Source organism: Nocardia rosealba (genome assembly GCF_020216065.1).
Classification (GTDB): Bacteria; Actinomycetota; Actinomycetes; order Mycobacteriales; family Mycobacteriaceae; genus Nocardia; species Nocardia rosealba.
Genome location: NZ_JAIWNA010000002.1, coordinates 435025 through 447212, shown reverse-complemented (window position 1 = coordinate 447212; position 12188 = coordinate 435025). Strand labels below are relative to the sequence as shown.

16 protein-coding genes are annotated in these 12188 nt (G+C 69.0%); 6 read left to right on the top strand and 10 right to left on the bottom strand.

The annotated features are described in order from the left end of the window. Window positions 1-112 precede the first annotated feature (112 nt). From LDL21_RS08925 to LDL21_RS08910, 4 genes are all read right to left on the bottom strand, one after another. Entirely contained in the window at window positions 113-991 is an 879-nt protein-coding gene (locus tag LDL21_RS08925) for an NmrA family NAD(P)-binding protein (RefSeq protein WP_225279580.1), read from the bottom strand. 51 nt (window positions 992-1042) lie between these two features. Then, window positions 1043-1621 carry a sugar O-acetyltransferase gene (locus tag LDL21_RS08920; RefSeq protein ID WP_225279579.1) on the bottom strand — a complete coding sequence of 193 codons (579 nt, stop codon included), beginning with the start codon at window positions 1619-1621 and terminating at the stop codon, window positions 1043-1045. A 43-nt stretch (window positions 1622-1664) separates the two neighbouring features. After that, on the bottom strand, window positions 1665-2195 hold the full coding sequence (locus LDL21_RS08915; protein ID WP_308017121.1) for a cutinase family protein: 531 nt from the start codon (window positions 2193-2195) through the stop codon (window positions 1665-1667). A 316-nt stretch (window positions 2196-2511) separates the two neighbouring features. Then, window positions 2512-2724 carry a hypothetical protein gene (locus tag LDL21_RS08910; protein ID WP_067488734.1) on the bottom strand — a complete coding sequence of 71 codons (213 nt, stop codon included), beginning with the start codon at window positions 2722-2724 and terminating at the stop codon, window positions 2512-2514. Window positions 2725-2816: 92 nt separating this feature from the next. Here LDL21_RS08910 and LDL21_RS08905 point away from each other — a divergent pair, with 92 nt between their 5' ends. Beyond that, on the top strand, window positions 2817-4508 hold the full coding sequence (locus tag LDL21_RS08905; protein WP_225279578.1) for an FAD-binding dehydrogenase: 1692 nt from the start codon (window positions 2817-2819) through the stop codon (window positions 4506-4508). On the opposite strand, the gene LDL21_RS08900 is transcribed toward LDL21_RS08905, so the two are convergent. From LDL21_RS08900 to LDL21_RS08885, 4 genes are all read right to left on the bottom strand, one after another. Further along, the gene (locus tag LDL21_RS08900; protein ID WP_181697438.1) at window positions 4509-5339 is read right to left on the bottom strand and encodes an IclR family transcriptional regulator; all 831 of its coding nucleotides are present in this window, start codon (window positions 5337-5339) and stop codon (window positions 4509-4511) included. Between the two features lie 100 nt (window positions 5340-5439). Next, complete coding sequence (locus LDL21_RS08895; protein ID WP_225279577.1) at window positions 5440-6360, bottom strand: LysR family transcriptional regulator; 921 nt, start codon at window positions 6358-6360, stop codon at window positions 5440-5442. Next, on the bottom strand, window positions 6357-6941 hold the full coding sequence (locus tag LDL21_RS08890; RefSeq protein ID WP_225279576.1) for a YdcF family protein: 585 nt from the start codon (window positions 6939-6941) through the stop codon (window positions 6357-6359). Before LDL21_RS08890 ends, LDL21_RS08895 begins: the two co-directional genes overlap by 4 nt. Window positions 6942-7000: 59 nt before the next feature. Further along, complete coding sequence (locus LDL21_RS08885) at window positions 7001-8002, bottom strand: YeiH family protein (RefSeq protein ID WP_225279575.1); 1002 nt, start codon at window positions 8000-8002, stop codon at window positions 7001-7003. Between the two features lie 174 nt (window positions 8003-8176). On the opposite strand from LDL21_RS08885, the gene LDL21_RS08880 reads away from it, so the two are divergent. Continuing rightward, window positions 8177-8437, top strand: a complete 261-nt coding sequence (locus tag LDL21_RS08880) for a hypothetical protein (RefSeq protein WP_225279574.1) — start codon at window positions 8177-8179, stop codon at window positions 8435-8437. 45 nt (window positions 8438-8482) lie between these two features. On the opposite strand, the gene LDL21_RS08875 is transcribed toward LDL21_RS08880, so the two are convergent. Next, window positions 8483-8959, bottom strand: a complete 477-nt coding sequence (locus LDL21_RS08875) for a hypothetical protein (protein WP_225279573.1) — start codon at window positions 8957-8959, stop codon at window positions 8483-8485. 96 nt (window positions 8960-9055) lie between these two features. Here LDL21_RS08875 and LDL21_RS08870 point away from each other — a divergent pair, with 96 nt between their 5' ends. Further along, window positions 9056-9580: a DinB family protein gene (locus LDL21_RS08870; protein WP_225279572.1), complete on the top strand. Its 525-nt coding sequence runs from the start codon at window positions 9056-9058 to the stop codon at window positions 9578-9580. Here LDL21_RS08870 and LDL21_RS08865 read toward each other — a convergent pair whose 3' ends face one another. Continuing rightward, a complete protein-coding gene (locus tag LDL21_RS08865; protein WP_308017120.1) occupies window positions 9581-10264 on the bottom strand; it encodes an HAD family hydrolase in 684 nt (227 codons plus the stop codon). 67 nt (window positions 10265-10331) lie between these two features. On the opposite strand from LDL21_RS08865, the gene LDL21_RS08860 reads away from it, so the two are divergent. The 3 genes from LDL21_RS08860 to LDL21_RS08850 all read left to right on the top strand — a co-directional run bounded on the left by LDL21_RS08860 (window position 10332) and on the right by LDL21_RS08850 (window position 12179). Further along, the gene (locus tag LDL21_RS08860; RefSeq protein WP_225279571.1) at window positions 10332-11003 is read left to right on the top strand and encodes a PaaI family thioesterase; all 672 of its coding nucleotides are present in this window, start codon (window positions 10332-10334) and stop codon (window positions 11001-11003) included. Between the two features lie 177 nt (window positions 11004-11180). Beyond that, window positions 11181-11951 (top strand): GntR family transcriptional regulator, encoded by a 771-nt coding sequence (locus LDL21_RS08855; RefSeq protein WP_225279570.1) that lies wholly within the window; start codon window positions 11181-11183, stop codon window positions 11949-11951. Further along, the gene (locus tag LDL21_RS08850; protein WP_019046727.1) at window positions 11952-12179 is read left to right on the top strand and encodes a 4Fe-4S dicluster domain-containing protein; all 228 of its coding nucleotides are present in this window, start codon (window positions 11952-11954) and stop codon (window positions 12177-12179) included. The last annotated feature ends 9 nt before the right edge of the window (window positions 12180-12188 follow it).

Below are 12188 nucleotides of genomic sequence, written 5' to 3'. Positions count from 1 at the left end.
CCGGTCACGACACTCGCTTTTGTCGGGGAGTGTCGTGACCGGGTCGGGTCGGGTCGGCCACACATCCCGCAGCCTCGCCCACGTCGTGTGGGGGCGGGACAACCCGGGGTGATCAGCGCAGCTGACGGCAAACCCACTCGGCCAAAGTCGTCGGCGTGGTGGTGAGCAGGGTTCGGGGGTCCTCCGGGATGTAGTCCGTGCTGAGACCCGCTGCCATTCCGGCGATTCCGTCGATCTGGCCGTCACCGAGCCCCGCTGATCGCAGGGCGTTCCGGAACTCCCGGTCGGAGAGGTGGATCGGGGTGACGTCGCGCCCGAGTTGTGCGCCGAGGATCTCGGCCACGCGCGCGAAGGTGAGATCCTCGGGTCCGTGGACCGCCTGGACTACCCGGCCCGACCAGTCGTCGGACAGCAAGCGCAGCGCGGCGACCTCACCGATATCGCGCGGATCGACCCACGGCATGGCATGGTCCAGCTGCCACGGCGTGGACAGCGTGCCCGCTTGGATCTCGTCGAGTTGGGGCAGCAGGTTCGTGAAGAAGTACCCGCATCGCAGATGCAGCACATCCGCACCGGTGGCGTCGAGAAGCTCCTCGGTGCGTGCGAGCCCGTCGATCTCTCCTGCGCCGGTACGTTTCTCGGCTCCCCCGCTGCTGAGGAACACCGTCTTCTCGATGCCGTTCTCGACTACGGCCCGCGCCGCCGAGGCGCCCATCAGCGCGTAACCGGCTACCGGATCACCGTCCACCAGCGCAGGTGGGTCGACCCAGAACAACCGATCGGCCCCCTCGGTGGCCCGCACCACGGCGTCCGCGTCCCCCTGGTCGACCTGCACCACGTCGACCAGCTCCCGAACCGCATCGTCGAGCCGCCCCGGGTGCCGCATCAGCACCCGCGGCCGAACTCCCGCCTGCACCAACAGCCGCACCACCCGCGACCCCACATGCCCCGCGGGAGTGGTGACCACGATCCTCTTCGTTCGATTTCCCATAACCGCACGATAGAAGCCCTCGCGGTCACTTTCCGTCCGCGAATGCCGGTGTCACCACGTGCGTAGGACCGACGCCTTGGGACCGGCCACCAGGCTCCGCTCCGGCACGTCGTCACCGACCACCGCGCCGGCCGCGATCACCGAGTCGCGTCCGATACTGACGCCGGGCAGAATTGTCGCCCCGGCGCCGATCCAGACATTCTCGGCCACATCGATCGGCCCGCCGGTGAGAAACCGGCGCCGTTCCTCGGGGTCGACCGGGTGCCCCATGGTGATGAAGGTGGCCTTGGGACCGATCATCACCCCGGAGCCCAGCCGGATCCCCGCGTAGTCGAGGAACGTGCATCCCTGGTTGACGAAGACCCGTTCCCCGATGTCGAGACCGAGTCCATGGTCGGTGTAGAAGGGCGGGTAGATGGTGAGTTTCGGGGGCAGCGGACGCCCGAGGATCTGCTCGAGCAGTTCCGCCTTTCTCGTTTCGTCGTCGAAGGGCAACGCGTTGAGCCGGGAAGTCATCGCGGTCACCGCGAGCACCCGCTCGTGCATCGCCCGGAACTCCTCGCCCAGCACCCGCTCCCCCTGCTCCAGCAACTCGGGATCGTGGATCAGCATCATGTTCTCGCTCGCCATCTCCCGATTCTGGACCACCGGTCGCCGACCCCGGCGGTCGACTTCACAGCCGGGCGTTCACCTGTCCCGCCGCGTCGGCGAAGGCCCATTCGTAGGTGCCGTGAGCGGCGGGGAAGATGCCGCCCGCGCACACCGGATCACCTGCGGCGCAATAGTTCTGCGTGCGATCCGCGTACCACGGGTGGACCGTTCCGCCGACGAGGCGGAGTGGGTCGCCGAACAGCAGCACCGCGAGGACACGGTGTGACAGCTCGGGCGGGAGGGTCCACATGCCCGGGAGCACCAGTGCGGCAGGCGAACCCAGCACACCGTGGGTGACCACCGCACCCTGTGAATAGCCGACCAGAATGAAACGCTGGTCGGGGCAGGCGGCCGAGCGGGCGACGAGATGCCCGGTCATGGCGCGGGTTCCGTCGCTCACCGAGGACGGCACCAACAGATCGGCGGGATATTCCACACGGTGCGCACTGGAGTCCACTGCCAGGTGCTCGCGCAGGACCGCGTAGAGCGGGTCCCCGACGGCGGCCCCTAGATATCCGGGCTCTGTTGTGCCACGGGCGATTACGACGTCCACCGCGGCACAACCCTGTGCCCACGCCGTAGGTCCGGGCGATATCGCCGAACCGATTCCCGTGGCGAGAAGCAACACCGACAGCATTGTCGCTGTGCGCTTCCAACCGATACGCATTACCTTCCGATAGGCCATGGGGACCACCTGCTCACGCCGTTGTGAGGAATAGAGAACCGAGCAGTTACCGTCTGCCTCAACGGCATTCGGCGTGCTCAGAGGTGGAATACCCGGTCAACGGCATCGGCACGGCATGCGTTGCGCATCCCTTGCGCCACGGTTGCGTCTCGGATCGCCTGCGGCACAGGGCCGCCAAGGAAATTTACTTCTTCTTGGACTTCTTTTTGTACTTCGGCTTGTCGTTGTCGGGTTCCCACTCGTAGCCGGGGGTGTTCTTCTCGCAGTAGGAGTCGGCCACGTGCACATCGCCGAGGTCGCGTTCGCACCAGCGTGACTTGCCACAAGAGGTGGCGCCGAGGGACGCCAGCACGGCGAGCGCGAGCACGGCGGCGCCCGCGCGGATCCGGACCTTCATGGTTTCTCGAACCTTTCTTCGGTGAACTTCGCTGGTCAGGTGAATTCCAGGACTCCCCCCGGTCACCGTCGCAGCAATGCTAGCTTTCCTACATGTCGAGCGCAGCACCCCAGCCCACCGATGATTTCTCCCCCGACGCGATCGTGGTCGGCTCCGGGCTCGCGGGCCTGGTCGCCACCCACGAGCTGGTGCTGGCCGGACGCAAGGTGCTCGTGGTCGATCAGGAGAACCGCGCCAATCTGGGCGGACAGGCGTTCTGGTCGCTGGGTGGGCTGTTCCTGGTCGACACCCCCGAGCAGCGCCGCCTCGGCATCAAGGATTCCTACGACCTCGCCCTGCAGGACTGGATGGGGTCGGCCGGTTTCGATCGCCTCGACGGCGAGGACAGCATGGCCGTGGAGTGGGCACGCGCCTACGTGCGCTTCGCGACCGACGAGAAGCGGGACTACCTGCACGCCTTGGGTTTACGCATCACACCGATCGTCGGCTGGGCCGAACGCGGCGGTTCCCTCGCCGACGGCCACGGCAATTCGGTTCCCCGTTTCCACCTCACCTGGGGTACCGGTCCGGAGGTCCTGCGGGTGTTCCTCGAGCCCGTGCTGGCCGGTGAGGCCAAGGGCCTGGTGCGGTTCGCGTTCCGCCACCGGGTCGACGAACTGGTGGTCACCGACGGCGCGGTCACCGGTGTGCGCGGCAGCGTGCTCGCGCCGAGCGACACCGAGCGTGGTGTCGCCTCGAACCGGGAAGTGGTTGGCGACTTCGACTTCCAGGCGCCGGCGGTGCTGGTGAGCACAGGCGGCATCGGGCACGCGCACGACATCATCCGACGCAACTGGCCGACCGAGCGCCTCGGCCCGTGCCCGGAGACGATGATCTCGGGCGTACCCGCCTACGTCGACGGGCGGATGCTCGGCATCTCCGAGAGCGCGGGCGCGGCGCTGGTGAACCGTGATCGCATGTGGCACTACACCGAGGGCATCAACAACTGGGACCCGGTGTGGCCCGATCACGCCATCCGCATCCTGCCCGGTCCCTCGCCGCTGTGGTTCGACGCGAACGGCCGACGCATGCCCGCACCGTGCTTCCCCGGCTTCGACACCAATGCCACGATGCGCCAGATCCTGTCGACCGGCTACGACTACTCCTGGTTCGTGCTGAACCAGACCATCATCGAGAAGGAGTTCGCCCTCTCCGGCTCGGAGCAGAACCCCGACATCACCGGCAAGGACTGGAAGCTCACGCTGCGCAGCCGCCTGGCCAAGGGTGCACCGGGTCCGGTCGAGGCGTTCAAGCAGCACGGTGTGGACTTCGTGGTCGCCGACTCGCTCCCCGCCCTGGTGGACGGCATGAACGAGATCGCGCGCGGCCCCAAGCTCGATGCCGCCGAACTGGAACGGCAGATCGTCGCTCGCGATCGCGAGGTGACCAACCCCTTCACCAAGGACGCGCAGATCGCGGCGATCACCGCCGCCCGCAAGTACATCGGCGACAAGTTGCAGCGGGTGGTCTCCCCGCATCGCATCCTCGATCCGGCCCACGGCCCGCTGATCGCGGTGCGGCTCAATGTGCTGACCCGCAAGACGTTGGGCGGCTTGCAGACCGACCTCGACTCGCAGGTGCTGCGCCCGGACGGTTCGGTGTTCGACGGCCTGTACGCCGCTGGTGAGGTCGCCGGGTTCGGCGGTGGCGGTGTGCACGGGTACAACGCGCTCGAGGGCACGTTCCTCGGCGGCTGCATCTTCTCCGGCCGCGCCGCGGGCCGGGCGATGGCGCGCCGGAGTTAGTCAGCCGCGCCCGTGCCGGGGTGTCAGCGCGCGCGATGCCTCGTTGGCTACCTCGGCGAGGGCGCGCGCCAGGCGAGCGGTGTCGAGGGCGGCGCGGTCGCCGTTCACGGTGCCCGACAACGAAATCGCGGCTACCGCTACCCCTCGGCCACGGATCGGCACCGCGACACAGCCCACGCCGGGCAGTGATTCCTCGGTGTCGACGGCAACGCCCTGACGGTGCCGGATGCGGGCCAGTTCTCGGTGCAGTTCCACCCGGTCGATGATGGTGCGGGCCGTGCGGGCGACGGTGTTGCCGCGCAGTGAAGCCTCGGCGATGCCGGGTTCGAGCGTGGCCAGCAGCGCTTTGCCGAGGGCCGTACAGTGCGCAGGCAACCGGCCGCCGATGCGGGTGGGGATCGCCACCTGCCCGCGCCTGCCCGCGCGGTCGAGGAACAGCACCTCGCGGCCGTCGAGCACGGCGAGGTGCCCGACCAGGCCGGTGCGCTGGCTGAGGTCGTAGAGCAGCGGGCCGACCACTTCACGCAGTTCGTTGTGCTCGGCGGCGAGTCCGCCGAGTTCGAGCACTCGCAGCCCGAGGCGGTAACCGCCGGGAGTGTGTGCGAGCCAACGCAATCGGATCATCTGATCGAGGATGCGATGCACCGTTGACCTGGGCAGGCCGGTGCGCTCGGCCAGACCGAGCAGAGTGAGGGTCGGGGTGGTCGCGTCGAAGGCGTCGAGGATGAGTGTCATCCGCTCGATCATCGACGTGGGCGGTGCCCCGGCCGGCCGGGCCGATCCGGTCCACAGTTCCTCCGTCGCCGGTTCGGTCACGATGTCGACCGTCATAGATCCAACCTCCACAGTGTGTAGCGAATACAGCCTAGAGCTGTCCGCGCCGACGACGCACCATTTCGCTGGACCGAGCGGTACACACCGGCCGAATTCGCTAGCGGCGGGCCGCTTCGAGGCGGGCGGCGCGCTCGACGAGGAGCTCGGCGGGGCCGGTCGGTGGGCTGGTACGCCGCCAGATCGCCCGGAACTTGCGGGTGAGGCGAGTGGCATCGGTCGAGGAGACCTCGACCAGGGCACCGGTGGCCAGGTCGGGTGCGGCGATCAGGCGGCTCAGTACCGCCGGGGCCATCCCGGTTCGCGCGGCGGCGACGATGGCCGCTGCCGAGCCGAGTTCGGCGGCCGGGCCCGCCGGTGCGCCCTCGCTGCTGAGCAGGTCCCAGACGGTGTCGCGGGTACCGGAGCCGGGTTCACGCCAGAGCAGGGCGGTGCCGGCGAGCTCGGCGAGCGTCACGGGGGACTTCCGGCGCGCCCACGGGTGATCACGCGCCACGACGACGACCAGTTCGTCGGCGCCGAGCACCCGGCTGCCCAGCCCGGCGGGCGGGTGCGGACCCTCGACGAAACCCACGTCGGCGGCGCCGTCGCGGACCAGGGCGGCGACCTGTGTGGAATTCTCGACGTCCAGGGCGACGACGACCTCGGGGTGGTCGGTGCGCAAGGCCGCCAGCCAATGCGGAATGCGATGATCGGCAATGGTTTTCGATGCGGCGATCCGCAGGCGCGTGGCCTGGGCGGCTCGCAGCCGGTCGATGTCGTCGACGAGGTCGCGCACGGCCGCGAGCACCGGGCGCGCGTGCTCGACGACGGCGCGGCCCGCGTCCGTGAGTTCCGACCCGGTCGGCCCGCGGTCGAGCAGTTTGACCCGCATTCGTCGTTCCAGGGCGCTGATGCGCATGCTCGCGGCGGGCTGGGTGATGCCGTGTCGGCGCGCGGCGGCGCCGAGACTACCCAGCTCGGCGACCGACACCAGCAGATCGAGAACGTCGAGGTCGGGGGTTCCCGGTGGCAGCATCACGCACCGGTCACCGGTGTGCGGCGCAGGTTCTTCGCGACCCCGTAGAGCGCGATCACCGGTTTGAGCGGCATCCATTCCCCGAATCGGTAGTCGCGTCCGCGCACCAGACGGGTGGCGAGCTCGGGACTCTGCTCCGCGAGATAGCGGCGTGCGACGGCGGCGTGCGTGGGCAGGGAGACGATCTTGATCCGATCGACGTCCTTCAGGAACGGGAGGGCGAAGGCGATGTTCTCCCAGGTGGATCGGCTGTTCTCCTCGAGCACGAGCTCTCCGGTGTACCCGCGTTCGCGTGCGTAGCGGGCCAGCAGCGATGCCTCGGTGTCGGGCCCCGCGCAGGCACCGCCGCACAGGACCAGCCGCGATTCGCTCGCCCCTGGGTCGAGGGAACGCAGACCCGCGCGCACTCGCCATCGGTTCATGGCGTTGGCGCTGCGACCGGCGTTGCGGTATCCGAGCACGACCACCGCTTCCGATCCGCCGGTGTCGGGGCGCGTCTCGGTTCGGGACGCACGCCAGTTCACCCACTCGCCCCACAGCATGGCGCCGAGGGCGGCGGCGGCGATCCGGCTTCGTGTGCGCACCTCTCCAGCAAACCACGATGATCTCGCCCGGGCGGCGATTGCGCACCTGACCTCAGGTTTCAGCACCAGCCGGTGAGCGCCATCAGCGCCAGGCTCGAGGTGCCGAGCACCACACCGATGGCGCCGCCGAGGAGCAGCGGACGTGGACCCGCGGACCGCAGGCGGTCCAGGCTCAGGGACGTACCGATGGCGGCCAGGACGGCGGTGATCAACCAGCCACTCGTCGCGGCGAGTGGCTCGGTGAGAGCCGAGGGCAGGATCCCGGTGGCGGCGACAATGGAGGCCGCCACGAACATCACGACGAACAACGGGAAGCTCTCGCGCAGGGAGCCGGGCGATGTGCCCGTTCGCTCGGCCAGCCGTCGGCGCCCCAGATGCAGGCCGAGGCAGAGCGGGACGATCGCCAGACTGCGGACCAGCTTCACCACGACGGCGAATTGCGCGGCGCCCGCCCCGAACACCACACCGGCGGCCAGCACCGAGGAGGTGTCGTTGATGGCGGTGCCCGCCCAGAGGCCGAACGCCTGCGGCGACATCCCGATCGCCCGGCCCAGCGGCGGATAGACGAGTACCGCAACGACATTGAAGACGAAGATGGTGCCGAGCGCGTAGGCCACCCGTTGCCGATCGGGTCGGAGCACCGCCGTCGCGGCCGCGATGGCGGAGGCACCGCAGATGGTCGACCCGGCGGCGATCAGAGTGGCCGACTCACGATCCACGGCGAGCATCCGCCCGACGACGAACGCGGCGACGGCACCGGCGACGAGGGTGCCGACCAGTACGACAGCGGTCTCACGCCCCACACCGAGCACCGAACCCATCGGCAGACCGAGACCGATCAGCACGATGGCCCACCCGAGCACCCGCTGCCTGGCCACGTCGAGGCCCGGCTCGAACCTCGCACTCCCCCGGCGCCGCATCCACATTCCGGTCACCGCACCGGCGATCAGGGCCACCACCGGCGCTCCGGCCATCGGCAGCGCCTTGCCCACCGGGGTGGCGACGGCGGCCAGCAGCAGTGCCAGGGCCAGGCCCGGCACGACAGTTCCTACGCGATTCACCTTCCCACCATCGCCGGGCCGCGCATTCCCGGGTAGATCCTGATCCACGACGAGCACATAAGCGTGTCTTATGTCGCGACACGACAGCGCCGGCGTGCTTGGACGAGCGGTCGGTGGGTAAGGCGGAGGCAGAATCGAGCCGGCATGGAGTGCCGTCGAAGACAGGAGGATGTTGTGAGAGCTGGTTACCGGGTCGTCACCGCCGTGGCCGTCGCGGGTGCCTTCGCGCTGAGCTCGGCCGCAGTGGCGAACGCCGAGGAACCCGAAGCGCCGAAGACCCCGCTGGTCCAGTACATCGAGTCCTGGCCACCTGCACCGGAGAACTGCAACCGGGTGTGGGATCCCATCGAGGACGCGGTCGAAGACTCCGTCCCACCCCAGTTCGAGGCCGAGTTCGAGGCGTTCGACGACTGGTGCGAGGGCGACGAGGACTGACGGGAGGGTCGCCGCGGGTTCGTCACCGCGGCGACCTTTCCGCCGTCACCCGTCGTCGAAATCCGGTTCGGCGGTAAGTAGTTCGTCGGCTCGGGCGAGCGCCGCGTCGAGGTCGTCGGCGACGCTGTCGAGCAGCGACATGCCGTCGAGCATGTCGGTGAGTTCGGCGCGGAGGGCGTCGATTTCGGCGAGGGCGGGGTCGACGGTCGTCCAGGCGACGGTGTCCGACCACCAGGTGTCGCGCTGGATCCAGGACCAGACGACATCGCGCACCAGCACCGCGTCGGTGGTGAACAGGTGACGGTGGTCGGTGCCCGCGATGTGTTCGATCTCGTAGGTGCCGTCGGGCAGGTAGCGGGCCTGGATGTGGTCCGGTCCCCGGGTGAGCAGGAGGAAAGGGTGGTCGGGGGCCGGGTTCACGGCGTCGGCCCCGGGCCGGGCGGGGTCGACGGCGCGTGGCGCGCCCGAACCGTCACCGACGTGGACCACGACCTCGGGCTGGTCGACATGCTCGGCACCCATCCGGCCAGTGTGCCGGACTGCGCGCCGAGACCCGTGACCGGCATCGTCGCGGTAATCGGACTGCGCGATCGGACGACGGCGACTAGCCTCGCACCCATGACCTGGCAGGCGCCCGAACTCGTGCCGACCCGCACCCTGGTCGGCGCCGACGAACGCCCGATGTTGCAGTCCTGGTTGGACTTCCACCGTCAGACGTTGCTCAACAAATGCGGTGGGCTAGATGCGGCGCAGCTGGCGAAACGTTCGGTTCCGCCGTCGAATCTGTCGCTGCTCGGGCTGGTTCGTCATCTCACCGAGGTCGAACGCGGCTGGTTCCGGGTCTCGGCCGCCGGCGAGGACATCGGCCCGGTGTACGCCTCCGAACTCGAACCCGACGCCGACTTCGACGACCTGGACTCGCGCCCGGCACCGGAGGTCTTCGACCTGTTCCACGCCGAAGTCGCCGCCTGCGACGCCGCGGTCGCCGACCTCCCCCTCGACCATGTGTTCCAGGTGCCGTGGCGCTCCGACGGCTACACGCTGCGCTGGGTGTATCTGCACATGATCGAGGAGTACGCCCGCCACAACGGGCACGCCGACCTGCTGCGCGAACGCATCGACGGTGTCACCGGCAGTTTCTGATCAACCGGTGATCACGTCGGCGGTGAGCTGATCGAGACCGTCGATGACCACCTCGGCCTGGGCGAGTGCCTCGGCCGAGGCCGGAAATTCGGGGCGCGGCACCGCGATCACCCGCATCCCCGCAGCGTGCGCGGATCGCAGACCGTTGGTCGAATCCTCCACCGCCGTACAGTGGTTCGGGTCGACTCCCAACCGCTGTGCGACGGTGAGGTACACGTCGGGCGCGGGCTTGCCGCGTCCCACCTCCTCGGTGGACAGCACGACCGCGAAACTCTGCATCAACCCCGCCTTCTCCAAGACGAGCGCGATCAGGGAGGCAGGAGAAGAACTGGCGAGCCCGAGCTTCCAGGAATCCGCGCAGCGCCGCACGGCGTCGACAGCGCCGGGCAGCAGCGGCAGGTGCTGGGCGTACTCGTCGGCCATCAGATCGATGACGTCGGCGGCGACCTTGTCGGCCGGTTGAGCGACACCGAGGTCGTCGGCCAGATACGACGACCACTCCACGGTCGACATGCCCATCATGCGCTGCTGCGAATCCGGTTGCCAGCGACCACCATTGACGGTGACGTAATCTTTGCGGACCTTTTCCCAGACGGGCTCGGAGTCGATCAGCACACCGTCCATGTCGAACACAACCGCCGCGATACTCATGCCAAGCCTCTCGCCGTCGATGATGATCGGCATCGAGCCTAACCGACCGGCGGCGGTCCCCCGCGCGAACGCCCAGCTCGGAAACGATAACGTGTTGCATATGGACGAGAAGAACGTCGGCGACTCGCGGCCCGACCAGACGCATCACGAGGGCGGCTTCCGGCCGATGGCCGAGCTCATCGAAGCGCGCGCGAGCGAAAGCGACACCCTGATCGGCGGACCGCACTACGGCGAGTTCATCGAGCAGGTGCGCGAGCTGATGGACCGCGCGCGACTGGCGAACCCGTCCGACGAGCTGGCCAAGGAGACGATCGTCGCACTCGAGCAGCTCAATGCCCGCTTGGACGAGGCCGTGGTCGACGAGTGGTCCTCGCCGAGCTGGACGCGCACCGATCTACCCGCGCGCGGCAACATCACCCTGCCGCCGTACACGGTGGTCAGCGGTGACCGCGACGGGGTGACCGCGAAGGTCACCTTCCGTACCTTCCATCTGGGCGGCAATCAGGCCGCGCACGGCGGGCACATCTCGCTCGCCTTCGACGACATCCTCGGCATGACCGCCGCCCTGGCCACCGGCGCGGTGACCCGCACGGCCTCGCTCACCGTCGACTACCGGTCTGTCACCCCGCTCGAGCACGAACTCACCGTGCGCGCCCATGCCGAACGGCGCGACGGCCGCAAGGTGTACCTGAAGGCGACCATGCACGACGGTGACCGCCTCTGCGCCGAGGCCAGCGGCCTGTTCATCGTGCTCAAGCCGGGCCAGCCCTGACATTACGATCGGCCTGATTCCAAGGCCGTCCTAGTGGCGCCGGGTGGCGCAATACCCGGAGCGGGCCGGGTTCGCGCAGGTCGCGCGAGTAGCCACCCGGCGCAAACACATCGGCACGATTTCGTGCCGATCCGCGCGCCGCGGGCACCGGCGTAATCGCCACTATCGTCGCTGTTCATGCAGGTCAGCGAGAGAACAGGCACCAAAGAGCCGGGGCACGACCGGCGCGCCGATCGGGCCCGTCGCGTCGCCGACGTGGTGCGCCACCAGATCCTGTCGGGCGTGCTCGACGGCACGGTGCCCGGCGAGCAGGAGTTGGCCGCCGAACACGGCGCCTCCCGCAACACCGTCCGCGCGGCGCTGGCGCTGCTGCGCGACGAGGGACTCATCGACCGTGCCCCGAAGGTGGGCACCCGGGTGGCGGCCCGCAAGTTCGACCACGGACTCGACGTGCTGCTCGGTTTGCAGGAAACCCTCGCCGAGCACGGCACGGTGCGCAACGAAGTGCGCGTGGCGGGCACCGTCACCGCGCCGCCCGCCGTGGCCCGCAAGCTCGGGCTCACACCGGGCGAGCAGGTGGTCTACATCGAGCGGCTGCGCTTCCTCGCCGACCTGCCGCTGAGCCTGGACCTCACCTACCTGGTCCCGGACATCGGCGCCGAGGTGCTGGCCCACGATCTCGCGAGCACCGATGTGTTCGTCCTGCTCGAGCAGATCACCGGCCGCTCGCTCGGTGACGCCGAGATCGCCCTCGAGGCGGTGGCCGCCGACCCGCACACCGCCGTCACCCTCGACGCCCCGGCCGGTGCTCCGCTGCTGATGCTCGAGCGACTCACCCGCCTCGACGACGGCAGACCCGTCGATCTCGAATACATCCGCATGCGCGGCGATCGAATCACCATGCGCGGCAGCCTCGTGCGCAGCGCACCCGAATGGAAGGTCCGTTAGATGGCCCTCGTACCCCAGCGCGCCGACGTCCCCGTGACGATCGACGAATCCCTGTGCATCACCGGCTGCACGTTGTGCGTCGACATGTGCCCACTCGATTCCCTTGCCATTCACGAGGATTCGGGCAAGGCCTACATGCATGTCGACGAGTGCTGGTACTGCGGCCCGTGCGCCGCACGCTGCCCCACCGGCGCCGTCACCGTCAACATGCCCTACCTGCTCCGCTGAACCCGGGAA

Excerpts from the sequence above, each read along its gene's own strand:
- LDL21_RS08865 (WP_308017120.1), bottom strand. The coding sequence starts at position 10,264 with ATGCCGATCATCATCGACGGCGAGAGGCTTGGCATGAGTATCGCGGCG.
- LDL21_RS08875 (WP_225279573.1), bottom strand. The coding sequence starts at position 8,959 with ATGGGTGCCGAGCATGTCGACCAGCCCGAGGTCGTGGTCCACGTCGGT.
- LDL21_RS08855 (WP_225279570.1), top strand. The coding sequence starts at position 11,181 with ATGCAGGTCAGCGAGAGAACAGGCACCAAAGAGCCGGGGCACGACCGG.
- LDL21_RS08900 (WP_181697438.1), bottom strand. The coding sequence starts at position 5,339 with ATGACGGTCGACATCGTGACCGAACCGGCGACGGAGGAACTGTGGACC.
- LDL21_RS08925 (WP_225279580.1), bottom strand. The coding sequence starts at position 991 with ATGGGAAATCGAACGAAGAGGATCGTGGTCACCACTCCCGCGGGGCAT.
- LDL21_RS08870 (WP_225279572.1), top strand. The coding sequence starts at position 9,056 with ATGACCTGGCAGGCGCCCGAACTCGTGCCGACCCGCACCCTGGTCGGC.
- LDL21_RS08910 (WP_067488734.1), bottom strand. The coding sequence starts at position 2,724 with ATGAAGGTCCGGATCCGCGCGGGCGCCGCCGTGCTCGCGCTCGCCGTG.
- LDL21_RS08920 (WP_225279579.1), bottom strand. The coding sequence starts at position 1,621 with ATGGCGAGCGAGAACATGATGCTGATCCACGATCCCGAGTTGCTGGAG.
- LDL21_RS08860 (WP_225279571.1), top strand. The coding sequence starts at position 10,332 with ATGGACGAGAAGAACGTCGGCGACTCGCGGCCCGACCAGACGCATCAC.
- LDL21_RS08905 (WP_225279578.1), top strand. The coding sequence starts at position 2,817 with ATGTCGAGCGCAGCACCCCAGCCCACCGATGATTTCTCCCCCGACGCG.
- LDL21_RS08850 (WP_019046727.1), top strand. The coding sequence starts at position 11,952 with ATGGCCCTCGTACCCCAGCGCGCCGACGTCCCCGTGACGATCGACGAA.